The 24,409-nt window shown below is 58.2% G+C and carries 26 protein-coding genes and 1 pseudogene; 19 read left to right on the top strand and 8 right to left on the bottom strand.

Annotated elements, in window-relative coordinates; genetic code table 11:
- Positions 1–399: 399 nt before the first annotated feature.
- The 4 genes from ACG74X_RS20400 to ACG74X_RS20385 all read left to right on the top strand — a co-directional run bounded on the left by ACG74X_RS20400 (position 400) and on the right by ACG74X_RS20385 (position 3,818).
- Positions 400–981 carry a plasmid pRiA4b ORF-3 family protein gene (locus ACG74X_RS20400; protein ID WP_411237161.1) on the top strand — a complete coding sequence of 194 codons (582 nt, stop codon included), beginning with the start codon at positions 400–402 and terminating at the stop codon, positions 979–981.
- Positions 982–1,227: 246 nt separating this feature from the next.
- Positions 1,228–2,058 (top strand): type IV toxin-antitoxin system AbiEi family antitoxin domain-containing protein, encoded by an 831-nt coding sequence (locus tag ACG74X_RS20395; RefSeq protein WP_411237160.1) that lies wholly within the window; start codon positions 1,228–1,230, stop codon positions 2,056–2,058.
- Positions 2,048–2,965: a nucleotidyl transferase AbiEii/AbiGii toxin family protein gene (locus ACG74X_RS20390; RefSeq protein WP_411237159.1), complete on the top strand. Its 918-nt coding sequence runs from the start codon at positions 2,048–2,050 to the stop codon at positions 2,963–2,965. Before ACG74X_RS20395 ends, ACG74X_RS20390 begins: the two co-directional genes overlap by 11 nt.
- A gap of 13 nt (positions 2,966–2,978) precedes the next feature.
- Positions 2,979–3,818, top strand: coding sequence for a hypothetical protein (locus ACG74X_RS20385; protein ID WP_411237158.1), 840 nt, complete (start codon positions 2,979–2,981; stop codon positions 3,816–3,818).
- A 95-nt stretch (positions 3,819–3,913) separates the two neighbouring features.
- Here the strand turns inward: ACG74X_RS20385 and scpB (ACG74X_RS20380) are convergent, their stop codons facing one another.
- Positions 3,914–4,510, bottom strand: coding sequence for an SMC-Scp complex subunit ScpB (gene scpB, locus ACG74X_RS20380; RefSeq protein WP_411237157.1), 597 nt, complete (start codon positions 4,508–4,510; stop codon positions 3,914–3,916).
- A 2-nt stretch (positions 4,511–4,512) separates the two neighbouring features.
- Positions 4,513–5,397: a DUF1403 family protein gene (locus ACG74X_RS20375; protein WP_411237156.1), complete on the bottom strand. Its 885-nt coding sequence runs from the start codon at positions 5,395–5,397 to the stop codon at positions 4,513–4,515.
- A gap of 156 nt (positions 5,398–5,553) precedes the next feature.
- Between ACG74X_RS20375 and ACG74X_RS20370 the strand changes: the two genes are divergently transcribed.
- The gene (locus tag ACG74X_RS20370; protein WP_411237155.1) at positions 5,554–6,669 is read left to right on the top strand and encodes a tyrosine-type recombinase/integrase; all 1,116 of its coding nucleotides are present in this window, start codon (positions 5,554–5,556) and stop codon (positions 6,667–6,669) included.
- A 244-nt stretch (positions 6,670–6,913) separates the two neighbouring features.
- Here the strand turns inward: ACG74X_RS20370 and ACG74X_RS20365 are convergent, their stop codons facing one another.
- The 4 genes from ACG74X_RS20365 to ACG74X_RS20350 form a co-directional block, all read right to left on the bottom strand.
- Complete coding sequence (locus ACG74X_RS20365) at positions 6,914–7,954, bottom strand: IS110 family transposase (RefSeq protein WP_411237154.1); 1,041 nt, start codon at positions 7,952–7,954, stop codon at positions 6,914–6,916.
- 176 nt (positions 7,955–8,130) lie between these two features.
- Positions 8,131–8,757, bottom strand: a complete 627-nt coding sequence (locus ACG74X_RS20360) for a recombinase family protein (RefSeq protein WP_411237153.1) — start codon at positions 8,755–8,757, stop codon at positions 8,131–8,133.
- A gap of 428 nt (positions 8,758–9,185) precedes the next feature.
- Positions 9,186–9,959, bottom strand: a complete 774-nt coding sequence (locus ACG74X_RS20355; protein ID WP_411237166.1) for an IS110 family transposase — start codon at positions 9,957–9,959, stop codon at positions 9,186–9,188.
- A gap of 24 nt (positions 9,960–9,983) precedes the next feature.
- On the bottom strand, positions 9,984–10,226 hold the full coding sequence (locus ACG74X_RS20350) for a hypothetical protein (protein WP_411237152.1): 243 nt from the start codon (positions 10,224–10,226) through the stop codon (positions 9,984–9,986).
- Between the two features lie 33 nt (positions 10,227–10,259).
- Here ACG74X_RS20350 and ACG74X_RS20345 point away from each other — a divergent pair.
- The 13 genes and pseudogenes from ACG74X_RS20345 to ACG74X_RS20285 all read left to right on the top strand — a co-directional run bounded on the left by ACG74X_RS20345 (position 10,260) and on the right by ACG74X_RS20285 (position 22,337).
- Positions 10,260–11,158, top strand: a pseudogene (locus ACG74X_RS20345) (recombinase family protein).
- 134 nt (positions 11,159–11,292) lie between these two features.
- Positions 11,293–12,486 carry a plasmid partitioning protein RepA gene (gene repA, locus ACG74X_RS20340; RefSeq protein WP_411237151.1) on the top strand — a complete coding sequence of 398 codons (1,194 nt, stop codon included), beginning with the start codon at positions 11,293–11,295 and terminating at the stop codon, positions 12,484–12,486.
- Positions 12,470–13,399 (top strand): plasmid partitioning protein RepB, encoded by a 930-nt coding sequence (repB, locus tag ACG74X_RS20335; RefSeq protein WP_411237150.1) that lies wholly within the window; start codon positions 12,470–12,472, stop codon positions 13,397–13,399. The genes repA and repB overlap by 17 nt, the downstream gene beginning before the upstream one ends.
- A gap of 213 nt (positions 13,400–13,612) precedes the next feature.
- Positions 13,613–14,824 carry a plasmid replication protein RepC gene (repC, locus tag ACG74X_RS20330; protein WP_411237149.1) on the top strand — a complete coding sequence of 404 codons (1,212 nt, stop codon included), beginning with the start codon at positions 13,613–13,615 and terminating at the stop codon, positions 14,822–14,824.
- 180 nt (positions 14,825–15,004) lie between these two features.
- Positions 15,005–16,621 carry a ParB/RepB/Spo0J family partition protein gene (locus ACG74X_RS20325; RefSeq protein WP_411237148.1) on the top strand — a complete coding sequence of 539 codons (1,617 nt, stop codon included), beginning with the start codon at positions 15,005–15,007 and terminating at the stop codon, positions 16,619–16,621.
- A gap of 183 nt (positions 16,622–16,804) precedes the next feature.
- Positions 16,805–17,683, top strand: coding sequence for a DUF1403 family protein (locus ACG74X_RS20320; protein WP_411237147.1), 879 nt, complete (start codon positions 16,805–16,807; stop codon positions 17,681–17,683).
- 3 nt (positions 17,684–17,686) lie between these two features.
- Positions 17,687–18,292, top strand: coding sequence for an SMC-Scp complex subunit ScpB (gene scpB / locus ACG74X_RS20315; RefSeq protein ID WP_411237146.1), 606 nt, complete (start codon positions 17,687–17,689; stop codon positions 18,290–18,292).
- Between the two features lie 142 nt (positions 18,293–18,434).
- On the top strand, positions 18,435–19,127 hold the full coding sequence (locus ACG74X_RS20310) for a dCTP deaminase domain-containing protein (protein ID WP_411237145.1): 693 nt from the start codon (positions 18,435–18,437) through the stop codon (positions 19,125–19,127).
- Between the two features lie 76 nt (positions 19,128–19,203).
- Positions 19,204–19,488: a hypothetical protein gene (locus tag ACG74X_RS20305; protein WP_411237144.1), complete on the top strand. Its 285-nt coding sequence runs from the start codon at positions 19,204–19,206 to the stop codon at positions 19,486–19,488.
- Positions 19,485–19,844: a helix-turn-helix domain-containing protein gene (locus ACG74X_RS20300; protein ID WP_411237143.1), complete on the top strand. Its 360-nt coding sequence runs from the start codon at positions 19,485–19,487 to the stop codon at positions 19,842–19,844. The genes ACG74X_RS20305 and ACG74X_RS20300 overlap by 4 nt, the downstream gene beginning before the upstream one ends.
- Before the next feature lie 3 nt (positions 19,845–19,847).
- A complete protein-coding gene (locus ACG74X_RS20295; RefSeq protein WP_411237142.1) occupies positions 19,848–20,870 on the top strand; it encodes an ImmA/IrrE family metallo-endopeptidase in 1,023 nt (340 codons plus the stop codon).
- The gene (locus tag ACG74X_RS20290; protein ID WP_411237141.1) at positions 20,867–21,598 is read left to right on the top strand and encodes a C1 family peptidase; all 732 of its coding nucleotides are present in this window, start codon (positions 20,867–20,869) and stop codon (positions 21,596–21,598) included. Before ACG74X_RS20295 ends, ACG74X_RS20290 begins: the two co-directional genes overlap by 4 nt.
- The gene (locus ACG74X_RS20285) at positions 21,540–22,337 is read left to right on the top strand and encodes a hypothetical protein (RefSeq protein WP_411237140.1); all 798 of its coding nucleotides are present in this window, start codon (positions 21,540–21,542) and stop codon (positions 22,335–22,337) included. Before ACG74X_RS20290 ends, ACG74X_RS20285 begins: the two co-directional genes overlap by 59 nt.
- On the opposite strand, the gene ACG74X_RS20280 is transcribed toward ACG74X_RS20285, so the two are convergent.
- Together ACG74X_RS20280 and ACG74X_RS20275 are read right to left on the bottom strand one after the other, a co-directional pair.
- The gene (locus tag ACG74X_RS20280; protein ID WP_411237139.1) at positions 22,318–22,995 is read right to left on the bottom strand and encodes a uracil-DNA glycosylase; all 678 of its coding nucleotides are present in this window, start codon (positions 22,993–22,995) and stop codon (positions 22,318–22,320) included. The genes ACG74X_RS20285 and ACG74X_RS20280 overlap by 20 nt on opposite strands.
- Positions 22,992–24,152, bottom strand: coding sequence for a nucleoside triphosphate pyrophosphohydrolase family protein (locus ACG74X_RS20275; protein ID WP_411237138.1), 1,161 nt, complete (start codon positions 24,150–24,152; stop codon positions 22,992–22,994). Before ACG74X_RS20275 ends, ACG74X_RS20280 begins: the two co-directional genes overlap by 4 nt.
- On the opposite strand from ACG74X_RS20275, the gene ACG74X_RS20270 reads away from it, so the two are divergent.
- Positions 24,152–24,361 carry a hypothetical protein gene (locus ACG74X_RS20270; protein ID WP_411237137.1) on the top strand — a complete coding sequence of 70 codons (210 nt, stop codon included), beginning with the start codon at positions 24,152–24,154 and terminating at the stop codon, positions 24,359–24,361. The genes ACG74X_RS20275 and ACG74X_RS20270 overlap by 1 nt on opposite strands.
- Positions 24,362–24,409 lie beyond the last annotated feature (48 nt).

Genomic DNA, 24,409 nt, shown 5'->3' with positions numbered 1-24,409 from the left:
GCGGGATAGACGGCCGAGACAATGCCTCTTTGTGGTTCCATTCTCGAAGGTTGTCTCGACAATAATCCGCACGTCCATGGTACTTCCCCTCTCAACGAACCACCAACATACACAGACACCCCCAAGTTTTGCCCACTCCCAACCGGAACGGCCGAGATGGAGCGTTGCCACGACCATGCGACGGCTGGTCGGGCTGGCTCCGGAGGAGACTGCACTGCCAGCGGCACGTCGCAGGGAGAAGCGGCGTTTCAGCTCGGGGAGGGCGGCTGCGTGCAGCCGACCTAGTAGGGCGCGGTCCTGACCAAGGGGCAGGAGGGGCCAATGTTCCCCTTGAATGCTTCAGCTTAAGAATCAAAAATTACTTGAACGGCAGGGCCATTGAGACAGGCGGAACACACTTTGAATGAGCTGAAGATCGAACTTATTGGCATCAAACCACCGATCTGGCGCCGGATCCTCGTGCCGAATGACATCAGCTTGGACATCCTGCATTCCGTTCTCCAGGGCGCTATGCCTTGGCAGGACTATCATCTGCATGAGTTCGAGATTGGCGAAGACAGGTTCGAGGCCCGCGACGAACGTGACGACAGCTGGGACCCAAACGATGGCCGGAAGGACGAAAAGAAGTTTGCTCTTGGAGAGCTGGTCAAGAAAGGCAGTCAGTTCACATATACTTATGATTTCGGCGATGGTTGGCGGCATCTCGTCACCGTTGAGAAGATTAGCAAACCAACCGGAAGACCAGATCTGGACTTCCCCGCCTGTGTTGCCGGAGAGCGAGCGTGCTCGCCAGAGGACTGTGGAGGGCCCTACTCATACGAAGAGTTTCTCGACGCGCTGACCGACAAACACCACCCTGAACATCGCGATACAAAGCAATGGGCGGGCGCGTTCGAACCGGAAGTGTTCAGCGTGCAGCAAGCCAATGCTGCCGTCGGTGCGACGTTTGTATGGGCAAAAGAACGCCACAATCGAAAGTGAAACCTGACTCTGGTTTGGCGCAGCAGCTTCGACAGGGGCACATAGCTCTGACTGTTCGATCCGAATGGCCGGATGTCTTCTCAGCCCTCCGAGGGCATCCACGCCCTGCTTTGCTGGTCAGCTTCAGAGCTGACAACCACCAGTCTCTTTAAAAATTCCAGAATTTGTCGATCCTTGACGGACTATCTCACAGGTTATCACAGAAACAAGTGGCGGCCTCTTTAGAAAAATATCATTGTGTCGCGCATGAGTGGACAAGAACACGAAAAACTAAAGAGCCTTCTTGAGGCTGTCCCCACGGGGTTCCTCGTGGACTCCGCCTGGCTTGAGCACCACGGCATAGGCCGGCGTTCGTCCTACGCCTATGTCCAACGCGGCTGGCTGGAACGCCTTGGCCGCGGCGTCTTCCGCCGCCCGGCACCAGGCAGCGCCACTACGAACACGCTCGACTGGAAGACCTGCCTGCTCTCGCTCCAGCACATCATGCACTACCCTGTCCATATCGGGGGAGCGACGGCATTGGGCCTGCAAGGCTATGCGCACTATCTCTCCCTCGGCGACAAGAGCACAGTCTGGCTCTACGGCTCAAAAATCCCCAACTGGCTCGAAAAACTGCCGCTCAACGCCGAACTCCGCACACGCAGCGTATCGCTGTTCTCCGACCCGCAGTTGGGTGTCGATGACGCGCGAGATAATCAGGGAGAAACAGCATCGTCCCTGCCATGGGACTGGAAACTGGTGATGTCCTCCCCAGAACGCGCGGTCTTTGAGGCGCTGGACGAGTTGCCGGATCAGGAGAGCTTTCACAACCTCGACATGGCGTTCGAAAGCCTGACGACTTTGCGCCCGAGAACCCTCTCGTCACTGCTCAGAAGTTGCAAGAAGATCAAGGTCAAACGTCTGTTCTTCGTGTTCGCCGACCGCCACGACCATGCCTGGCGCAAGCGACTAGATCCGGAAGAGTTCGACCTCGGTAGCGGCGACCGCGCATTGGTCAAAGGCGGCAAGATACATCCGCGCTACAGGATCATGGTGCCCGAAGAGTTTGTAAGAAAGGAACGTTATCATGGCGCGTGAAGAGTATGCCGCCCAAGTGGCCCTGCTCGTGCGCATACTCCCGTATGTCGCCAAGGAGGCGATATTTGCGCTCAAGGGCGGGACGGCCATCAACCTATTCTATCGCGACCTTCCACGCCTCTCGGTCGATATCGATTTGACCTATTTGCCTGTCAAAGACCGCGCCGAAAGCCTCGCTGAGATCAACGACACGATGGACCGGATTGCCGCTGCCATCGAAGGCGGCATCACCGGCGCCAAAGCGCAGCGCATTGCCGGCGGTGGCGGCGGCGCCACGCGTGCGCTCGCACGCCTCGGCGCAGCCGAAATCAAGATCGAAACCTCCCCCGTTACCCGGGGCGTCGTGCATGATCCGGAACAACGTGAAGTCTCCGAAGCCGTCGAAGAAGAGTTCGGATACGCGACGATGAACATAGTCTCCTTCGAAGATTTGTTCGGCGGCAAGCTACATGCGGCCCTAGATCGCCAGCACCCGCGGGATCTCTACGACGTTAAACTGCTCTACGAGAACGAAGGGTTTACCGACGCGTTGTTCCGTACTTTTCTGATCTACGTCGCGAGTTCACCACGCCCGCCGCACGAATTGCTGAACCCAAACCTGATCGATCAGAATCAGCCCTATGCTCGGGAATTCGAGGGCATGACGAAGGAAGCCGTCGACCTTGCGGAATTGATCTCAACGCGCGACCGCCTGATCGCGGACATCCAATCCCGCATGGATGAGGACGCGAAGAGGTTTCTGAGAACCCTGCATGAAGGCAATCCCGACTTCGACGCGATCGAGCGCCCTCAGGCGGCCGAGCTTCCAGCGGTCCGATGGAAGCTCATCAACGTGAACAAGCTGAAAGCAGAAAACCCCAAGAAGCATGCCGCCCAAGGGGAAGAGCTGGAGAAGCTCCTCGGCTGAAGATGGATCAGAGATGACTGATTTCGAGAACGACCCCGACTACGAAGAATGCCTTGTTACCTTTTTTGATGTCCTCGGTTTCAGGAACCTCCTGCACACGCGAAGCGGTGCAGAGATCAGGCACTTGCTTTCCATGTTTCGCAGGGTGTCCGAAGGGGATGCCACGCCACCCACCCGCTCCGACGAGATGCGGATGATCAGCGAAGTCCATGCAGAGATCGTGTCTGACGCGATCGTAAGAACCAGAACCATTGAAACTCAGTACCAGGCCGGCCCTTTGGTCTGGGAACTCATCGATCTGCTGCACATCCAGATCGAATGCGTGGCGAACGGCATATTGGTGCGCGGCGCAATGACGATCGGCCCTATGCATCTCGGCATCGACTTCAGTGGTCCGGTGTTTGGGCCTGCCCTCGTTCGGGCTTATTTCATGGAAGAAGGCGAGGTCATCTTCCCGCGCATTGCGATCCATGAAGATGTCATCGAACGCCACCGGCAGGACCAAACGCTCTGGCGGGAAGGACATTCCTATGAGGATGAAGAGCGTCACCTGAACAACCTCCTGCGCCAGGACGAGTCAGGCCTCCACTACATCGACTATCTTCGCGCCAGTCTCAGCGAGCTCGACGGCGAATACGCCGGCTGGATCGAGTTTCTGGGTAGGCACAAAACGTTGGTGGAGAGCGGTCTCGCCGACTGTCCCAATGCGACGGTGCGGCGCAAATACAGCTGGCTCAAGAACTACCACAACGCAGTCATCGACGAGAACATGGCGCACCTGGAACCGGGCGCGATGACCGAGGATGGGGATCCTTGGGAAGCTCTGTTCAGAGGGCTCAGGATCGAAGCCTGAGTTCTCTCAACAAGTCACGATTGGGAGCGTTACGAAATGTCCACGACATGCCTCACCGTCTGGCCAATACGGGGATCGCCAGCCCGCCACCATTCCTATGACCCGCCATCCAGACCTGCGTCCTCCAACTGCTCCCGCTCTGGCAGATCCGCGAGAGTCTCCAGATCAAATGCAACAAGGAACTGCTCGGTCGTGACGAAAGTGTAGGGTGCGCCGCGCCGAGGCGACCGTGGCCCGGTCCCGATCAGGCCGTGCGCATGCCGCCGCCCGATCAGGTCACGGCTGATCTCCTTGCCGAAGATATCCTTCAGCCCATCGCGCGTGATCGGCTGGTGGTAGGCGATAGCGGCCAGGACCGCGACGTCGAATTCTCTCAGATCGAGTAGCTGATCCCCGATATCCGCAGCTGCGCGGATCGCAGGGGCGTAGATAGCCCGCGTCCGGAACATCCAGCCGCCGGCGACCTGGGCGATCTCGAAGGCCCGCCCCTCGAAGTCGGCAGCGAGGTCTTCGATCAGCAGATCGACCGAGGCCCCCTGCCCCACGACGCGCGCAAGGTCTTCGCGCGGCACCGGCGAGGCCGATGCAAAGAGCACCGCCTCGATCCGCCGCATCCACTCGCGCCAGCGCAGCTCAGGCGGCAGGTCGGGCAACTCGCAGTCAAGCTCGAGGTCAGAGCGATGCTTTGCCATCGCTAGACCCCGTAGAGCCGGAAAATGTCGCGGCCCGTCAACTCGCGTATAGCGCCCAGATCGACAAGCCGGTCACAGAGCCGACGCGCCGCCCGATCCGGCAACGGCAAGGCAGACGGCGCGACCGCATCACGCGTCAGAAACATTTTAACCGCGTCGCCAGCGCCCTTGGCCCGCAGCTTCGGCGCGACCGCCATCAGATGCGCGGCCCGACGCGCGAGGTCGGCGGCCTGCCTGACCGCCTCGGTCGCCGATGAGATTAGCGCGCGATGACAGGCCAGGCGCAGGTCATCGCCTTGCTTGCGCAGGTCGGCGCGTCTCAGGCCTGTGGCGAGCAGCGGCAAAAGATGCTCCCAGCCAAGCGCTTGGGCGAGGGCCGTGTCGGCAAGGATAAACGCCGGCACGTCAGCGCGCGGCGCTTCCGTCAGGACCGTCTCCAGCACCATCGCGGCACGAGCTACCGGTGCGCCCTGCCCCGCATCGAGCCATGCTGCGATCGCGGCCTGCTCGAGGGTCGGCTCGGCTGGGCACAGCGCCTTGAGCGACACCGGTCGCTCCACCGCACGCCGCCAGGCGAGGCAGGTATCCCCCGCCGGTCCAGGCAGATCGCCCGGACGCAACAGATGCAGCGCATCACGCAGCTCCCCTGCCCTTTCCGGTCGCCCGGAAAACGCGACACAAACCTCTGCGGCGCGCAGCGCCAGCCGCTCCCGCAACAAGGCTTGGGGCACCTCCTCGCGTCCCAACACTAGATGCAGGTGGCTTAGCGCCGCGCCCGACAAAAACACAACATCTTCAGTGGTTTCAGCGCGCGCAGAGGTGACCCAGGCAGGCATTGTGGGTAATGTGTCGGGGTCGTGGATGTGATCCGGCCGGGCAAATGTCATGCCCAGAGCTTACACTTTCGCGGCGCTTTTCGCCAGAAAATAGCACACAAACCGCCCCGCTTTCCAGTTCTTCGCTATGTCCAATAAGTTTGCCTTATCGGACGTAAAAAGATATACTGCGAAGCAGTTCAATATCATTGCCGGATTCAGTGGAAAATGCCCTCAGAGACCGAGAAATCGACGTCAGCGCCCTCTGATGAGCTGGAAGATGCTCGCGTCGACGAGAGAGATCAAGAGGAAAGCGATGGCATTGCTTTGCCCTCCCATGTCGCCGGTTCTGGCTCGCTCGATCGACTGGTCGATACCGCCCGCGTCTATGCCCGGGCCGCAGCGTCCGAGAACACGCTGAAGGCCTATGCAAAGGACTGGGCACATTTCGCGCGTTGGTGCCGGATGAAGGGCGCCAAGCCGCTGCCGCCGTCACCGGAGATGATCGGGCTCTATCTCGCGGATCTGGCCTCCGGGTCGAGCTCCTCGCCTTCGCAGTCGGCGTCCCGACCCCTATCGGTCAGCACTATCGACCGCCGCCTGTCGGGTCTCGCCTGGAACTACGCGCAGCGAGGGTTCACTCTCGACCGCAAGAACCGGCACATCGCGACGGTGCTGGCCGGGATCAAGCGAAAGCATGCGCGACCGCCAGTCCAGAAGGAAGCGATCCTGGCGGAAGACATCCTCTCGATGGTGGCCACGCTGCCCTTTGATCTGCGCGGGCTTCGGGATCGCGCCATCCTCTTGATCGGCTACGCTGGCGGCCTGCGTCGCTCGGAAATCGTCAGCCTGGATCACGGCAAGGACGACACTCCCGACGCAGGCGGTTGGATCGAGATCCTCGACGATGGTGCCCTGCTCACCCTGAACGCCAAGACCGGCTGGCGCGAGGTCGAGATCGGCAGGGGATCGTCCGACCAGACCTGCCCCGTCCATGCACTGGAACAATGGTTGCACTTCGCCCGGATCGACTTCGGACCAGTCTTCGTGCGCACGTCGCGCGACGGCAAGAAGGCGCTGGGAGCTCGGCTCTCGGACAAGCACGTTGCCCGCCTCATCAAGCAGACCGTGCTCAAGAGCGGTATTCGCGCTGACCTGCCCGAGAAAGACCGCCTCGCGCTGTTTTCCGGTCACTCGCTGCGCGCAGGCCTCGCCAGTTCGGCCGAAATCGACGAACGCTACGTCCAGAAGCAGCTTGGTCACGCCTCGGCGGAGATGACACGGCGATACCAGCGCCGCCGCGACCGGTTCCGGGTGAACCTGACCAAGGCCGCGGGGCTGTAAGTGTCTGCGACGAAACGGTTCTCTGATTGCGGCTGTGTCAAGCGGGATAACGATTTGTCCGTCGGGGGTCATGGTTCTCTCCGAGGTCGCGTTGCGCCTCATGATGGTTTTCGGTGGTAGATCGTCTCCAATGTCGTTTGCGGGATGAGCACCGCGTGCCGCGTCCCAACCGTTTTTACGAGATCAATCAACCTCCGTCCCATCGGGACTTCGCTTCCCGCCCGTTCAGCGGCGGAAATTCAGATCAGGCAGTGGCCTCCTTTATCCATTGATAGTCGGCTTCGCTCTTCCATAGTGTCAGCATCAGAACGGCGATCTTGCGTGCGGTTGCGACTGCTGCCTTGCGGAACCCGCGTCGCGCAGCAAGTCGCAAGGCCCAGGATTTGAGCGAGCAGAACCGCTTTACTTGTCGGATTACGCAGGATGCCGCTTCAAACAGGAGCCCGCGCATAGCTGCATCTCCACACCTGGAAACACGGCCCGACCAATCCATTTCACCGGATTGATGTCGCCTTGGCGTCAGGCCCAGGAATGCTCCCACGTCCGAGGATTTGCTGAACCGCCTTGGGTCATCGACCAAAGCGACGAAGCTGAGAGAGACAATCGGGCCAACCCCAGGGATCGTCATCAAGCGTCGGGCAACAGGGTGGCTTTTGCCCTTCGCCTGCACTGCGCGTTCCAGATCGGCAGTCGCCTGGCAAAGCGTGCTGTGGGCAGCAATGAATCCATCTGCAATGGTACGTAAAACAGGATCGGCTTCTCCTGCGGCGGCCAATTGGTCACGGAAACCTTGCCGCTGTTTGCCCTGTCCAACCCCGGTCATGCGGATGCCAAAGGTTTTCAGCATGCCCCGGATATGACCTTCCAGATCCTTGCGAAGCCGGATCAGACGTTCGCGGGCTCCAATGAGGCTGCGCAGGCGATCAGCATCTTCGCTACGAATGTGGATCGGCGTGAACCAATTCATGCGTGCAAGTTGCGCCAGACCTTCCGCATCAGCGGCATCAGACTTGTTGAGACGTGCCGACAGGCTTTTGTGTGCTTTGCGGGCATCAATGCAGATAGCTGGCAAACCAATTTCAGCCATTCCACGTTGCAGCCAAATCGAGAGCTGGCCGCTCTCGTGGACGATTTTCTCCGGCTGAAGAGATCGGTTCCTGAACCATCCTGCTACGGCTTCTGCATCGGCTGGCACGCTGCCAAGCATGGCAATTTCCCCGTCCTGATCTACAACACAGATCGAAATCTCTTTGAGAGACACATCCAGTCCGGCATAATATTTCATGGTCGTTCTCCTCACGGCATATATCCATGAGGCCAGTATACCGGACCTCGTTCGCCACCGGAGAGCGGCCGCCGCAATCACACCATGTCGATTATTAGTGATATCTTAAATTGCAAACGGCCCGATTTCATGTCCCTGATAGGCTATGCCCGCGTTGTCTAATCGCGGCTCTCCGGTCAAGTGCCACTTTCTTCCTTCCTGGCATTTTCAAGCAGATCGCGGCCAGCGGTCTTCAAGGATCCGTCAGCATGCAGGTAGTGGTATAGGGTCGAAGGCCTGATCTCTCCCAACTCCTTGCATATTTCGGGAATGGGTCTGGCCCTATCTGCCATGAGATGCTTTGCGTAACGCAGCTTGTCAGCGGTCATGATCCTGGGCCGTCCGCCTTTGCGGCCTCTGGCACGCGCTGCGATCAGCCCTTCGTTTACCCTTTGTCGGATGATGTTGCGCTCCATTTCAGCAAAAGCGGCCTGAATCTGAAGGAAAGCGCGCCCCGTCGGCGTTGTCGTGTCCATCGGTGCGTTCAGCGCCCGGAATGCAACACCCCTTGCAGCCAGCTGGTCAATAAGAGTGATCAACTCGCCAGCCAGGCGACCGAGCCGGTCGAGATCAAGCACGACAAGCACGTCATCTTTGCGCAAAAAGTCCAGACAAGCCGAAAGACCGGGGCGCTCGGCTTTCGCACCGGAAGCACGATCCTCAAATATCCGCTCGCATCCGGCAGCGTTGAGGGCGTCAAGCTGGCGGTCGAGCACCTGCGCGCCCTCGATGGTCGAAATCCGGGCGTAGCCGATCAGTCCCATGGCAATATCCTTCGAAGAGATCACAATAAACCTATTTCGATGCGTTGTTTTCGGCAAATGATTTATATGGAGTTTTCGTAGACGGCTGATCGCAGATATCAGGCTCCGGCCTGAACCGGGAAAACATCACGACAAATATGTGTTTTTCGCAGGCGATGATATCAGCATCAAGGCGCTGCTGCCGTGTGTCGAATGCAGTGTGCGTGGCCGGGGTCAGGGTTGTCTTCGCGGTCAGTCGTAACACTGCCGCATCATGTGGTTCGAAACGGACTCCGCTATGTCTCCAAGCGCAATTCGCCGTAAGCCGATTGCAGCGCGCATATCGCGGTAGTCCTCATGTCTCACGTCCCGGTGGACGCACCCGCAGCTTCACAGCAGCGGATCTCTTTGCGGCCCCTACATCGTCGGGCCCTTCTTGTTGCGACACATTATGCCGGGACAGACCCTTCTGCTTCGAATGGACGCCCGGTGCGCCACATCGCATGCAAGATCACCGCCAGCTTGCGTGCGACTGCCACGTTTGCCCGCTTGAACCCAATGCGCTCGCGCAGTTTCAGGCCCCAGCGACGGAGCGCGCTTTCGGTCTTCGCGCGGGTCAGCAGATGCGCGGCGGCTTCATACAGGTAAGATCGTAACAGCTTGTCCCCCTGCCTTGATATTCGGCCCTGTTGATTGATCGCGCCCGACTGGTAGCGCCTTGGGGTCAATCCGATCCAGGCAGCGGCTATGCGCCCGGACTTGAACGTTGCGGGATCACCAATGGTGCCAACATAGCCTACAGCCGTCAGATGCCCGACCCCGGGCACCGTCATCAGCAACTGGCAGCGCGGATCATTGCGCACGATCCGGCGAATTTCGCTTTCCTGACGCGCTACCTGTGCCCGGCCCGCTCGCCAGGCTTCGAGCAACGGGCTGACGATCACATCCAGGTCCGGTCGTTTGACAAGATAGTCGACCACTCGTCGCTCGAAGGTTTTTGCCCCGCCATTCCCGGAACCTGCAGGAAGCGAGATACCGAAGGTGCGCAGCGCCCCTCGGATTGCATTGGCAAGGTCCAGAACACAGCGCAACATGGTGGCGCGCGCACGCAACAGTGTCCGTTTCTGCATGTCCTCCCAGCTTTTGACCCGGACCTCCCGATAGAGGCCCGTCCGCAGCAGATGTGCGAGCCCTTGTGCATCATTGGCGTCCGTCTTGTTAATGCTAATCGAAAGCGCCGCATGCGCCTAACGGGCATCCATACAAACCATTGGAAACCCTCGATCCGTCAACTCATGCCAGAGCCAGGTTGTCCAGCACCCGGTTTCCAAGCCAACCGACGAAAGGCTGTCGGCGAATGGAGACAGAGCCTCGGCAAGAGCATCGGGATCAGTCAGCGTCTTTCCCCGCCAAAGACAAACCCCATTCTCATCGACAATGTGGATCGACGTACTCCTTTTCGACACATCCAGAGCGGCAAAGGTCTTCATGGCATCCTCCTGTGAAAATTATAGGATCGCAGAATGCACCAAACATCCGAAATTGCGCGCCCGCGATTACGTCATGTATCCACAGAGGATCAGAGCCCCCTGCCCCAGTCGGAGGCTCTTCAGTCTGCGGGTTGCGCGACATCTTCGAAGAGCATGCCTCAGGCGGCAATCGCGCGCGACCGGTGCTGGCACGCGTGCTCGACCGCGTCCAGAGCGGCGATACGCTGGTCGTTGTGCGGATCGACCGGCTTGCACGGTCTCTGACGCACTTGCTCGAGGTAATCGAAAGACTGGAGGCCAAGGGTGCGTTTTTCCGCTCGCTGCAGGACCCGATCGACACTGCATCCCCGCAGGGCAAATTCACATTGCAGGTTCTGGGTGCGGCGGCCGAGTTTGAACGTGCCCTGATCCGCGAACGCACCAAGGCCGGGCTTGTTTCGGCACGCGCCAAAGGGCGCATCGGGGGCAACCCGGGGCTTCGCGCCAAGGACCCCGCCGCGCTGCGCAAAGTGCGGCTGGCGCGACAGGACGGCTACATGGAGCGACTGAACGAGAAAGCGCAGGATTGGGTGCCGCATGTGCGCCGCCTGCGCCCCGACATGGCTTGGGAGGACGTCCTGCGGATCATCAATGGCCCCCTGCCCCATGATCGGCGCTGGACGCAAAGCCGCCTGCTCCGCGCCGTGAGGGCGTATGTGCGCGACGGGTTTCTACCAGATGCAGTGCTTGGCCGCGCCGGACGCCGCGAAACCGACGACCGCCTGCCTGCGATTGTGGCTGGCATCAAGGGCGCGGATCCAGACATCACCCTTCAGGCAATCTGCGACCGGCTTTAGTCTATGCGTGAACGCACCCCTCGAGGTCGTGCCAGCTGGCAGCCGTCTTCGGTCAGAATGCTGCTGGAGCGTGCTGAAAAGCTGGGGCTCCTCTGAGGATCACACTTGTGTTGGCCCAACCGATTGCCACTAAATCTAGAAAGTGCTTGCACGAATCCGGTTGGTCGGGCAATAGTCTCGAAAAATAACGCGCGGTCACATAAAAAACGCGCCCACGGATCGGGGCAGACATGAGCGAAGCAGAACAGGATCTAGATATCGCCATCGGACACTACGCGGAACTTCTCGCGTCGAACCTGCATGCTCAGCGCGCTGCACACTTCCCACCGGATGCAAAGAAGGTGATGCGCACTTTGACCAGCGGCGAAGCTGCTGAGCTCCTTGGCGTCGACCATACCTATCTTCGGAAGCTTCATCGAGAAGGAAAGATCGTTGACGTCGAGACGACGGCTGGAAGTCATCGCCGCTATACGCTCGACGATATCTGGGAAATCCGGCAGACGCTTGAAGGAAACGCAAAAAAGTCTGGAACTTACGTGCCTGGACGTCGCGACGGTGACGAGCTTCAAGTCATTTCAGTGGTGAACTTCAAGGGCGGGTCCGGCAAAACGACGACGTCTGCTCACCTCGCTCAGCGCTTGGCGCTCAAGGGGTACAGGGTTCTTGCGATCGATCTCGACCCCCAAGCATCACTTTCGGCTCTTCACGGAATCCAGCCAGAACTCGACCTCATGGAGGGCGGAACCCTCTATGATGCCGTTCGCTATGACGATCCGGTTCCGATCGCCGAAGTGATCCGCAAGACCTACATCCGTGGCCTTGATCTTATCCCGGGCAACCTTGAACTCATGGAGTTCGAGCACGAGACGCCTGCTGCGATCCAGCGAGGCGGAGCGAAGGCGTTCTTCGCGAGAGTTCATGACGCACTCGATAGTGTTGAAGCGAACTACGACGTTGTTGTGATCGACTGCCCGCCGCAGCTTGGTTTCTTGACGATGTCAGCACTTTCCGCGTCCTCGGGCGTCCTCGTGACGGTTCACCCGCAGATGCTTGACCTTATGTCGATGTCCCAATTCTTGCGAATGACTGCGGATCTCCTTGGAGTAATCAGGGATGCAGGCGCAAATCTGCGCTTCGATTGGCTGCGATTCTTGCCAACGCGATACAAAGTCGGCGACGCGCCACAAACCGAAGTCATCGCCTTCATTCGCGGGCTGTTTGGGAGGTCGGTCCTGACCAATCACATGGTTGAATCGACCGCAATTTCTGATGCCGGTTTGACCAAGCAAACGCTCTACGAAGCTGACAAGCGGGACTTCACGCGTCAGACGTTTGATCGTGCGATCGAATCTATGAACGCAGTGAACGATGAGATCGCTGAAATCATCCAGAACACATGGGGGCGGAATGGCAAGAAAGCCTAAACTTGGCCTGCCGCTGCAGACCCTTCGTAACGCTCCTGACGCTCTTGAAGGGCGCCGACTGCGTGGCGGTGTATTTGAGATCGATCCGGCGCAGATTGTTACCGAAGGGCGGTTGGATGATAGGCTGCAGATTGAAGTTGAGGGCCTGAAGAACTCTATTTCCAAGAACGGACAGCGTGTGCCTGTCTTGGTCCGCCCACTGGAAGGCGATCGCTACAACCTGATCTATGGCCGAAGACGCTTGGAAGCATGTCGCGAACTCGGTATCAAAGTTCGAGCCATCGTCACAGAGGTTGAGGGTGATCAAGCGCTTCGAGATCAGCTTCTCGAGAACCAAGAGCGTCGTGATCTGAGCTTTATTGAGCGTGCGCTCGTTGCGACGGCGCTTCTGGACGGTGATCATTTGGAAGGGGCTGAGCGCACCAATCGAGGTGTCGCTGAAGTCCTTAACCTCCACGAAGCTGGGGTTTCACAACTCTTGAGTGTCGTTCGGACAGTCGGCGAGGAACTCATCCAGGCAATTGGTGCGGCTCCCGGGATTGGTCGCCCGAGATGGGAAGAGCTCAAAAAGGCTTTGGGTGCATACGACGGTGATCGAGGCCAACTGCAAACCGTAGCTCATGCAGCCAAGTCCGAAAGTTCCGGCTCGGTCGATGAGGTTTCTGAGCGTGCGTTTCTCGCAGTTCTAGCAGCTGCGAAGAGCGCAGAGAAGAAAGCAAGCCCGTCTAGAAAGGGCGTGCCTGCTTTGGCGATCCCCGGTGTCGGTGCTGCGGCGGTCAAGACCGGCCGCCAAGGCAAGCAGCTTAAACTCGATCTGACTACGGATGAACCTGATTTTATCAGCTGGTTGGAGGGCAACGCCCCAAAGCTGATTACCGAGCTTCATGAGCGCTGGAAGCGTTCAGGAGACTGAGGAAGAGCAACCAACAAGAAGGAGGCACGATACAGGCAAAAAGAAAAAGGCCCCGAGAAGCTAGCTTCACGAGACCTTTGTAAGGTTTCGCACCGGGATCAGCCCGCTACAAAATCTCAGTTTTCGCACTTCTGAATGTAGCGTTCTGGCCCCTACCCCGCAAGCGCAAAGCGATTCGCCGGCCCTAGATTTTTTGTCTTCGTGGATATTTTCATGGAGTACACACCAATCTCGCCGTTTATGCGGCCGATTTCCCACGCCCATTTGCGCGTCATTGAGCGACCCGAGGCGTCTGTTCCAGCCAGACCCGTTAACAAGTGGGAACTCCTGCGCGAGCTCTCTAAGGCGCAAGCGGCCTTTGGGGTCTCGGAACGTAATCTGACGGTTTTGCAGGGGCTCCTCAGCTTCTTTCCGGACGATGCGCTTGGCGGGAACGCCGAAATGGTCGTCTTCCCCTCGAACAAGGCGATCTGTGAGCGCCTGAATGGTATGCCCTGCTCCACGATGCGTCGTCACCTCGCGCGTCTTGTCGAGGCTGGCTTGCTCCAGCGGCGTGATAGCCCCAATGGGAAGCGTTACATCCGCAAGCACGGCGAAGATCGCGTTGCCTTTGGCTTCGATCTTTCCCCGCTCTACTGTCAGTCCGAGGAGATAGCACGGGCCGCAGAGGCCGTACGTGAGGCCGAGGAGCGCGTCAGGCGCCTGAGAGAGGTAGTAAGCCTCATGCGACGCGATCTCGCGGCCCTCGCCGAGTTCGGAGACGAGATGCAGCCCGGCCTAGGCTTCTGGGATCAGCTTCGCGACAAGGCCGCCCTCACAGCCCGCGCGCTTCGCCGCAAGCTTTCAATTGAGGACCTTGCGGCCTATCGAGCCGACCTTGAAGCTCTCCTTGACCAGGCACGCAACATCATTGATGGCCCTGAAACAGAAGAAATGAACACCAATGATGCCCAATCTGAGCGTCACCACCATAATTCAAATAAAGAATCTATAGATCTTGAACCTGCTTTAGAAGAAAGCGGGGCGGCGGCGAGTGTGCCAGATGTGGATACGAATGAGCCGGTGGCTGACGTTGATGAACAGGTCACAAGACACCTGCCAAAGATCCCGCTCCACCTAGTGATTGCGGCATGTCCCTCGCTCAAGACCTTCTACCAAGGTGAGATCTGGCATTGGCATCAGCTCTTCGATGCGGCGTGCCATGTGCGGCCAGCCATGGGGATCAGTGCGTCTGCATGGGAAGAAGCACAGCGGTTCATGGGTCCGGAGCAAGCGTCGATCGTTGTTGCTGCCATGCTGGAACGCTTTGAGGACATCAGATCGCCTGGTGGATACTTGCGAGCTCTGACTGCCAAAGCTGCGGCCGGTGAGTTTTCCTGTGGGCCGATGGTCATGGCATTGATTGGGCGACGATCTGCAGCTTAACAGCTGTTAAGTTTGAGAGACTGCGTACTGTTCCGCCCCCTCGGGACTGACGACTTAACAGCTGTTAAGGTCCTGTCTCGGGGGCGTCAGAATTAAAGAGGGAAAGGTTTGTTGGTTTGTGGGGTGACGGGAAGTGAGATCGGGAGAGTGGCTTCCGGCGCCCGTCGTGGAGAAGATCTGATGGCGAAATCTGCCCAGAAAATCATCCTGTTCCCTTCTCGGGACATTCCTTTCGACAAGCTCGTGCTGAGCCGGTCCAACGTTCGGCGCATCAAGGCCGGCATCTCGGTCGAGGAACTGGCCGAAGACATGGCCCGCCGCGGGTTGCTGCAGAGCCTGAGCGTCCGGCCCGTCCTGGACGATGACGGTGCCGAAACCCGCACGTACGAGATCCCGGTCGGCGGCCGACGCTTCCAGGCGCTGTCGCTGTTGGTGAAGCAGAAACGCCTGGCCAAGTCGGCGCCCATTTCGTGTATCGTGCGGGATGCCAAGTCCACGATCCTTGCCGAAGATGACTCGCTCGCTGAGAACATGCAGCGCGCTGCCTTGCATCCGCTCCATCATTTCCGCGCCTTCGTGGCACTGCGGGAGAAGGGTCAAGGCGATGAAGAGATCGCAGCCGCCTTCTTCGTCACACCGCAGGTGGTCAAACAGCGCCTGAAACTCGCCGCCGTGGCCCCTGCCCTGCTCGAGCTCTACGCCGAGGATGAAATGACGCTGGAGCAGCTCATGGCCTTCACGGTCAATCCGGATCACGAGCGCCAGGTTCAGGTCTGGGAGGCGATCCGGTCGTCGTGGAACAAGGAGCACTATCAGATCCGACGCATGCTGGCCGAAACCTCTGTGCGCGCCTCTGACCGTCGTGCCGCCTTTGTCGGAGTCGAGGCCTATGAGTCGGCTAGAGGCACCATGTTGCATGACCTCTTCCAAGGCGATGACGGCGGTTGGCTGGAAGACCCTGCCCTTCTCGATCGTCTGGTCAGCGGGAAGCTTCAGGCTGAAGCCGAAGCCATCGCGGCCGAAGGTTGGAAATGGATCGATGTCTCGCTCGACCTGCCCGAGCGGCTGATCATGGAACTGACGGCGCTCCGCACCCTGGCGCTGCGGGAAGCTATCGGGCGTTCTCCTGACGTCGCCCTGACGCTGCTGCTCCTGAAGCTCGTCAATGACATCTTCCGGACATCCAATTCGGCCGGCAACTGCCTCGAGGCTTGGGTGCGTCACGTCTATATGTCGGCGCAGGCGAGCGATCTGAAGGATAGCGTGGTGGCCAAGCTCATTGACGAGCGCCACGCGGAGTGGGAGGCCGACCTGCCGCTCGGCGATGATGCCGCTCTCTGGGACTACCTGACGTCCCTCGATCAGGCGAGTGCGCTGTCCCTTCTCGCGCATAGCCTCAGCTTCGGGATCAACGCGCTCCATGAGAAGGTGAACCCCTATAGTGCCGGTATCTCCGCCAGCGGTTTGACCAAGCAGATGACCCAGCCCGACTTGGTCGCACAGGCGGTCGAACTCGACATGGTCGAGGCGGGTTGGGAGCCGACGGCCGATACCTACCTGAACCGCGTGCCCAAGGTCCGGATCCTCGAGGCCGTGCGCGAGGCGAAAGGGGAGGGGACGGCGCAGCTCCTTGATCACCTGAAGAAGGGCGAGATGGCGACCGCAGACGCGGGCGGTATCGACCAGTCGATCGAGCGAGCCAGAACCGGCGACATGGGAGGGCAAAGCAATGCCATCGCTTTCCTCTTGATCTCTCTCGTCGACGCGAGCATCTTCCAGCTCATCAGAGGGCGCTGACGTCGATTTCTCGGTCTCTGAGGGCATTTTCCACTGAATCCGGCAATGATATTGAACTGCTTCGCAGTATATCTTTTTACGTCCGATAAGGCAAACTTATTGGACATAATAAGTAACCGCAGGGTGGGGCGGTTTGTACACTATATTGTGGCAGAAAGCGCCGTAGTGCGATAGTGTTGTGACATGATCTACGCCACTGACAGCTTCGATAAGTTACCGCATTTGCCCGCTTGGGTCACTGCCGGACGACCCGAAACCCCTGAATATGTGGCGTTTTTGTCGGGTGCGGCGCTGAACCATCTGCATCTTGTGTTGAGCCAACATGCGGTCCCCCAGACCTTGCTACGTGCACGGTTGGCGCTGCGCGCCGCAGAGGCCTGCGTGACCCATCAGGGACGACCGAAACGGGCTTCGGAACTGCGCGATGCGGTGGCGTTCTTGCAGCCCGGTGACAGTTCGGGACCGGCGGGTGAGATCTATCTCTCCTGGCGACGGGCGGTAGAGCGACCGGCTTCTGTCAAGGCCCTGCGCCGGGCTTTGCCCGAGATCGACGCCGACCAGATCGCAACCTGGCTGGATGCGGGGCAGGGGCCTCCGGTCGCGCGGACCGCGTTCGTGCTGCAGGCGGTTCTCGCGGATCGACCGAGGGAGCCCGCTACGGCGTTGATCCTGGCCGACGCGGCTTTGGCGCAGTCGCTGGGGTGGAACCATGTCCTGCCGCTCCTCGCGCTCGGTCTCAGGCGGGCCGATCTGCGTAAATCAGATGAAGAGCTGCGCCTGGCCTGCCATCGAGCGATCTTGGCGGCCGCGGTCGAGGCCGTGCGCGAGGGTGCTGATTTGGCCCGGCGTGCAGCGCGCTTGAAAGAGGTCGGGCCAAAGCTCCGAGCGAAGGGCGCCGAGGAAGCGGTGGCGCAGTTTCTGATCCGGGACGCTGTGGCGCCGACATCCCTAACCTCGCTCCGGTCCGATCGCGCCGCACGCCGGTTCTGCGAACGGCTGGTGGACCTCGGCGCTGTGCGTGAGTTGACCGGGCGGGACACCTTCCGGCTCTACGGGATCTGAGCGATGGCCAAGGATCACGCTGACCAAAAACTCGACAGGGAGTTGGAAGACCTCCCCGCCGAGCTGCGCTGGCGCGAATGGATGCGCCGGATCGAGGCGGTTCTTTTTGCCAGTAGCGCGCCCGTGCCGCGCGTGGACCTGGCCCGCGTGGTGGGGCAGGGGGCCTCGGTCGATCTGCTGATCGACGATCTTGCCGCTGATCTCGAAGGACGCGCGTTTGAAGTGGCCAAGGTCGCCGGTGGATGGATGTTGCGGACTCGGCCGGCCTACGCGGCGGCGATCCGGACGGCCGCGGATGTGGGCGATCAGGATTTGGACCTGCGCGAATACGATGTCGCTGTCCTCTCCGCTATTGCCTATCACCAACCAATCACGCGGGACGGTCTCAAGGACATTTTCGGCAAGGAGATCAGCCGCGATCTGATCGGCAGATTACATGCGCAAGGGCTGATCGGGACCGGGCCGCGCGCGCCGCGGCGCGGAGCACCTTACACCTATGTCACGACGGAACAGTTCCTCATAGCTTTTGATTTGCAGTCGCTTCAGGACCTGCCAGATCGGGAGCAGCTGGAGGATGCGGGGTTGACCAGACATGAAAGCCGCACATGAACATGCACATCTTCTGTCTGGGTTAGTGGTGGCAACGATTGTAATTTATAAATTCACTGTGTATCTTCAACGACATAGTCATGCCATTTTTCTTAAAATCCGGTATTTCTAATTTTCTAATACTGCTTCTAGGAAATCTCAAATGGCGTTTTGGTCTGGCGAAAAGCTTGGTGACAAACTACCCAATCTGATCGAACCGTTTGATACCGATGCTATTGATTGTGCGGCATACACTCTGCACATCGGCGATGAGGTTTACATCAGCCCCGATCGGGAAATCGCCTCGCCCAGTCGACACAGCAAGAAAAAACTGCAAGATGGCGAGGCCTTCGCGATCCCGCCTGGTCAATTTGGCTTTCTGACAACGAAGGAAGTTGTCACCGTTCCGGACAATGCTTTGGCTTTTATCTCGATCAAGGCACGACAGAAATTTAGCGGCCTGGTCAACATTTCGGGCTTCCACGTAGATCCCGGTTACAAAGGAGAACTTATCTTCTCTGTTCTCAATGCTGGTCCGCGGCCGCTGCACCTAACTCATGGTCAGCCCTTGTTTCTGATTTGGTACGCTGATCTCGACCGGGAAACGGCCCTTAAGAAGAAGCCAGGGGATGGTCTGCAGGGTATTGATCCTAAGCTGATCAACGGGATCAGCGGCGAAATTCTGTCGCTGCAAAGCCTTTCAGAGAAACAGCGAGCGCTTGAAAGCGACCTAAATCAAAAACTTCAGAAACAGCAGACGCAAGTGTCGATATTTCGCGCCTTGGTAATGATCTTGATCACGCTGGCTGTCGGTCTCGTCGGCTGGGAACTACGCACCTATGTAAGTATTCCATAGCTTCTGCACAGAGCCACTTGTCGGAATATCCGACACGTGCTATGTATGTGTCGGGTAAATCGACATTGAGGCAGCCATGCAGTTTCCAGAAGCTATTGTAGAGACCGCCATCCGTGATGAGATTGTCGCGGCTGCGAATGACCGCCCGCCGACCAAGTCGGGGTGGCGTCCGGAAGTGGATTCACAGGTGGTAATTCGCGTGGTGTTGCGTGTCGAAGCTGAGCTTGGAATCGAGCTACCTGAAGACACAATGCCACCGGGCGGTTTCGACGACGTCGAAGACTGTGTTCAAGGCATCCTCGCACAAAGCCGTCTGCTTTGGCGCGAGAAGCAGCAACAGGAGGGAGAGACTGTCTCATGAATTCACAGCCACAAATGGGTTTTGAAGGGCCGGAGGATGAAGGCCAAATTCTCGGAGCAAAGCTGAAAGGAGCGCGCGAGTACATTGGCTTGAAGCAAGACCAAGTTGCTCAGCATCTTGGTATCCCCCGCACTGGGGTTTCCGAGATTGAGAAAGGAAAGCGAAACGTCAGCGCCCTAGAGCTAAAGAAGCTGGCGCATCTCTATCAGCGCTCGGTGCAGTACTTTACGGGCGACGAGCCGGCAGTGCCGGCAGATGTCGCGTTTCTGGCGCGAACTGCATCTGCTCTGTCGAATAATGACCGTCAGGAATTGCAGCGGTTCGCTGAGTTTCTGCAAATGAAGTCAAAGGCTTAATTGATGACCCTGGAAGCCGATCGAAGATCTATCTTGAGGGGTATGAAGGGGGCTATGCGGCTCCTGCAAGACCTCGGCTATGATCAAGGTGCAAAGCGCGCGCAACGCGTGGACGTCTTCGACAGCATTGATCGGCGTGGGGCTGCTTTGATGTTCCAACCACTCGACAGACTTTTGGGGGCGTTCATGAAGCAAGATGATGCTGCCGGTATCATTTTGAACACGGAACGCCCTCTTGGCATGCAGCGATTTACGGCGGCACATGAACTGGGCCACCTCGCCCTTGGTCATGATCCGCATGCCGATGATGAGGGTATCCTGCGACGTGGCCCCATCGCTGACAGCCGCTTCAATCAAGTCCCGCCAGAAGAGCGTGAGGCGGATGCGTTTGCCTCGTTCTTTCTGCTGCCCTCACACCTGATCACTGCTCAGATGGAAGTGCAGGGCTGGGATGTCCACCATGTGACCAGCCCAGAGATTGTCTACCAGGCCTCTTTGCGGTTTGGCACTAGCTATGCAGGAGCTGTCTATGGTCTTGAGCGTGAAAGTGTCATCACACGCGGGATGCGTCAGCAATTGTTGAAGGCGAAGCCAAAGGATTTGAAGCTGGATCTTCTCGATGGTCAGCCTTTGCCGAATGCCAGGCGCAGTGATGTTTGGCTGCTCACTGAGCGAGACGAAGGAGCCGTGATCGAAGCGGGCCGGGATGACTTGTTCCTACTTCGTCTCAACGAAGCTACCGGCGCAGGGTATGTCTGGACATTTGACGAGTTAAAAGCGGCGGGATTTGCGATCCTCAAAGACGGCCGTGAACCAGTGCCCGAGGGCGTTATTGGTTCGCCAACGGTGCGTCGCATCATTGCTCAAGCAGGTTATCCAACAGCGAACACCTTAAAACTCAAAGAATGTCGTCCTTGGGATCCGGATGATGATCCGCAGACCTTAACCCTACACTATCGCACAGCGACGAGCGATGAGGCTGGTCTGTTTGAGCGTCAACGATTGGAGCGGTTGGCCCTCCAATGACACTGACGACCACCACCGATATCCGCGATCAGTTGCACGGGGTAAGCAATCAGGGGCGTCGACCAACTTGTTTGGCGTTTGTCGCATCGGACGTTCATCGCCATGCACGACTGCATCCGGAGGCCCTCTGCGTGGAGTGGCTATTTTATCATGTTTGTCAGCAGGCGGGGAGCGGTCCCCATGAAGGTACGACAATCCCTGATACGCGAGCTGTGCTTCACGCGCTCGGGCAGCCGGAAGAGTGGGTCTGGCCTTACTCTCAGCAACCGCCGAACCCGTCGAGTTGGCGGCCACCGGTAGCAACAGGACCGTTGCTCACCTCAGCATCAAGCGGGTGTGGCGCCGGGCTTCATACGGTGCGCCAACGTCTGGAACAAAATGTGCCAGTCGCGATTGGCATGTTTGTCTCAGACACATTCAAATTCCCTGACACTTGGGATTATGCCGGCAATGAGGTGATCCTTGGGGCGGATATTGGACAACCGGTAGATCAACGGCGCGGTCATGCCGTGATTGTGGTTGGTCAGGGCGATTATGGCGGCGAACCAGTAATGCTGCTGCGCAATTCATGGGGACCGAATTGGGGCCACAATGGCCATGCGTGGGTTCGAGAAAGTTATTTAGGTCCGCGCCTCGCTGGCGCTTTTGTCATCTCGAAAGGAGACAGTGATGTACTTCAATCCGATGGACGTTACGCTGACGCGCACACCAGTGCGCGCTTGGGTTGAGACGGCTAAAGCGTTACGGGACGCTGACGGCTTTCATTTGGGTGGCGTGAATGTTCACATTCAGAACCCAACTCTGATGAGTGATCAAGAGATCGCGGTCATCCGGCATGTCGATGGGTTTTTGCGGGCGCATAAGCAATATCCAATTTCAACGGTCGCCAACACAATTTTCCCACAAAGCCTCGATCACGGCGATGGTGCTGAAGCATTGGCCGAGCGGTACATGAGGGTTTTTGAGCGCGCTATGAAGACTGGTTGGGGACGCTACTTTCAGCGGTTTGTAGCATGGCCAAATCAAAAGGGGGGCCCGCCTATCAACCAGCTTGCGGTCTTGATCGACATGCTCGGAGAAGCCCGAACTGGAGTATTTCATACGGAGAAGTATGAGCTGGTTGTGAGCGATCCGGCGAGACTTATGCGCAATGTGCGCAACCGGCCATGCCTAAGCCTGGTCGAGCTGAAGCCCGAAAAGAATACTAATCGACTGCATATTTATGCGACCTATCGCAATCACTATTATATCCAGAAGACGCTTGGGAATATTCTTGGGCTGGCTGACCTACAAGCTTTCATCGCGCGCGAGTCTGGTTTCGAGGTTGGCACTCTGACCTTGAACTCGACCAGTGCCAACCTCGAAACCAACTCTGGCAAGGATGGTGTTGGCAAGTGGGGCAAGAATGATGTCCGCCAGCTCATCACAGACTGTGATGAGCTCTTGATCAACCGACGGGCTGCGTAAAGAGATCTGGTGTCTCGTCTGAGCCAAGATTGTAGGCTTCTTCAATCTGGCGAATGAAGACGTTTTGACCTCCATAGCTTGGATGACGAACTTGGACGCTACTGATACCCATGCTTTCGACAGCCTTGTGGGCGTCGCCGCCGATGGCGATGATCTTGTCTGGATTAAGCAGATCTATCAGCGCGTTGAAGAACCAGCTACATGCCTGCCGTTCCTTCGCTGTGTGGCATCGATTGGTCATTGGTTCTTCTGGGGCATGCGGGTGAAGTGGAAAGACGTTCCACAGGAACACTGGCTGACCGACTCGCGCTAGCATACGCCAGATTGTGTTCGCCGTGCGCTCGCCGACAGGTGGCCCTTTTGTAGCACGCTCGACCGGTAGGCCTCGAAATAGAGTGCTGTAAGCATCAAGGTGCATCTCGTCTGTGAGAGCCAAGCCGGTACGTCGGCCACCACGATATCCTAGGTCGCGGGCGATCCAGATCGTTCTGACTTCTAGGTCTATGGCGGAGGCAAGGCTTCGCTCAAGGTTTTGCCGACGCTTGGTAGCGGCATCCTCGCGGTCAAATAGAGGGCAGTGATCCGTGTAAGGGTTGAAAACGTGGTCCAGATGCACATCACACAGTGCATTCACAAAATCTGCGGCTTGTTGGGTCATGGTGCGTCAAACCAGATTTTCCGCTCGTCCATATCAATGGTGACGGTGCCACCACGGTGTGTGCGAACTTCGCGAAAGACTTTGTATCCGTTCAAAATAGCATCCTCCCAGAGCCAGAGTGGACAGTTTTCTGCCTCGTAACCGGAAACGAACCGCCGGACGGATTTGAGTAATCCATAGTCCAGCGTCTCGATCCCGTCGAACAGCGCTAAGCGCTGAGCATGATTGAATATCCAGGTCGCGATGCCTTCCTCTATCAACACAGCGCGAGCACCGTCTTGTACTTCATCTGTGACTGGGTCGCTCTTTCGTTTGACCTTCAGCAAGCGTCGCAAGGTCGGCGACCACCCAAGATGTGCTGCATAGGATAGATGGAAAACGTCATGAAATCTGTAGTCATCATCTTCGGCTCGATTATCGGTTAGGGGGTCGCCTATCAACACGCCATCTCGTGTTAGTCTTGCTGCCGTTTTGCCATCTTGCTCGATCTCTTCGATCCTGATCTTCAGCCGCCTTGGAAGTTGTTCCGTTGCAGGAAAACCAGCATCGAACAAAGGTGGCGGTTGCCGAGTCCTTGGCCAGCGGTCATTGATCTTTTCAAGATTTGACTGCGCGGCCTTGCTGAGCGGGACGCCCGCCTCATGACCAGCGGTGCGAAGGGCTCTAAGTACGGCAATCAACCGGCCTTTGAGCGCAGAGCGATTTTGTTGCAGCCGTCCTGCATTGTAGTCTGTCATCAGAAGGCCAACCTCTGCGGAGAGGCGCAGCAAGGCTGTTTCGAACTCAGGCGACGGTTCGCTAGCGACAGGTTGGGCACTCGCCTCTATGGCGGTGAAGGTCAGATCTTTGTCGCCAGTTGATTGCCAGCACTCAAGGTCACGGTCGAGATTGACGGCCAAATCAGCCAAGGTCAGATGCGCGCGGTTTGTGACGGCGGCAAGATACCACAGAACGTCGCCAAGCTCTTCGAGGACAGTGTCTTCGTAGCCGAGATAGGCGACGGGATCACGCTGCTTCTTCTTCACTTCACTCAGAAGGCTGCCGGTTTCGCCAAACAGGCCCAGCAATGGGAAAGCCAAACCGTCATCGATGTCACGGCGCTGATCGGTTCGTCGCGCGGCCGTTTCATACGAGGCGAGTGTCAAAAGGACTGTCATTGGGGTTTCCGGCGATCCACAAGGTCTTGTTCAGGCACCGGGAAGCCGTACGCGGCGAGTGCTCTAAGGACGAGCACGCGCATTGGATCTCCGGTCTCAGCGGAACGGATATGGATCGCGCGTTTGGTGGCCGCCGGTATTTGGACCTGAAGCGTTTCTTCATGCGGCTGATGCGCGGTGTTGCCATTGTCAGGTTTCATGAAACCTGAATAGCATGATTTGTGCCTATGTGTAAATGTTGTGATTTTGTAGGAATA

Origin of the sequence: Marivita sp. S0852 (assembly GCF_046591575.1) — a bacterium.
Classification (GTDB): Bacteria; Pseudomonadota; Alphaproteobacteria; order Rhodobacterales; family Rhodobacteraceae; genus Marivita.
Note: the sequence above shows the minus strand (reverse complement) of the source record. Positions and strands in the feature narration are given on the sequence as shown.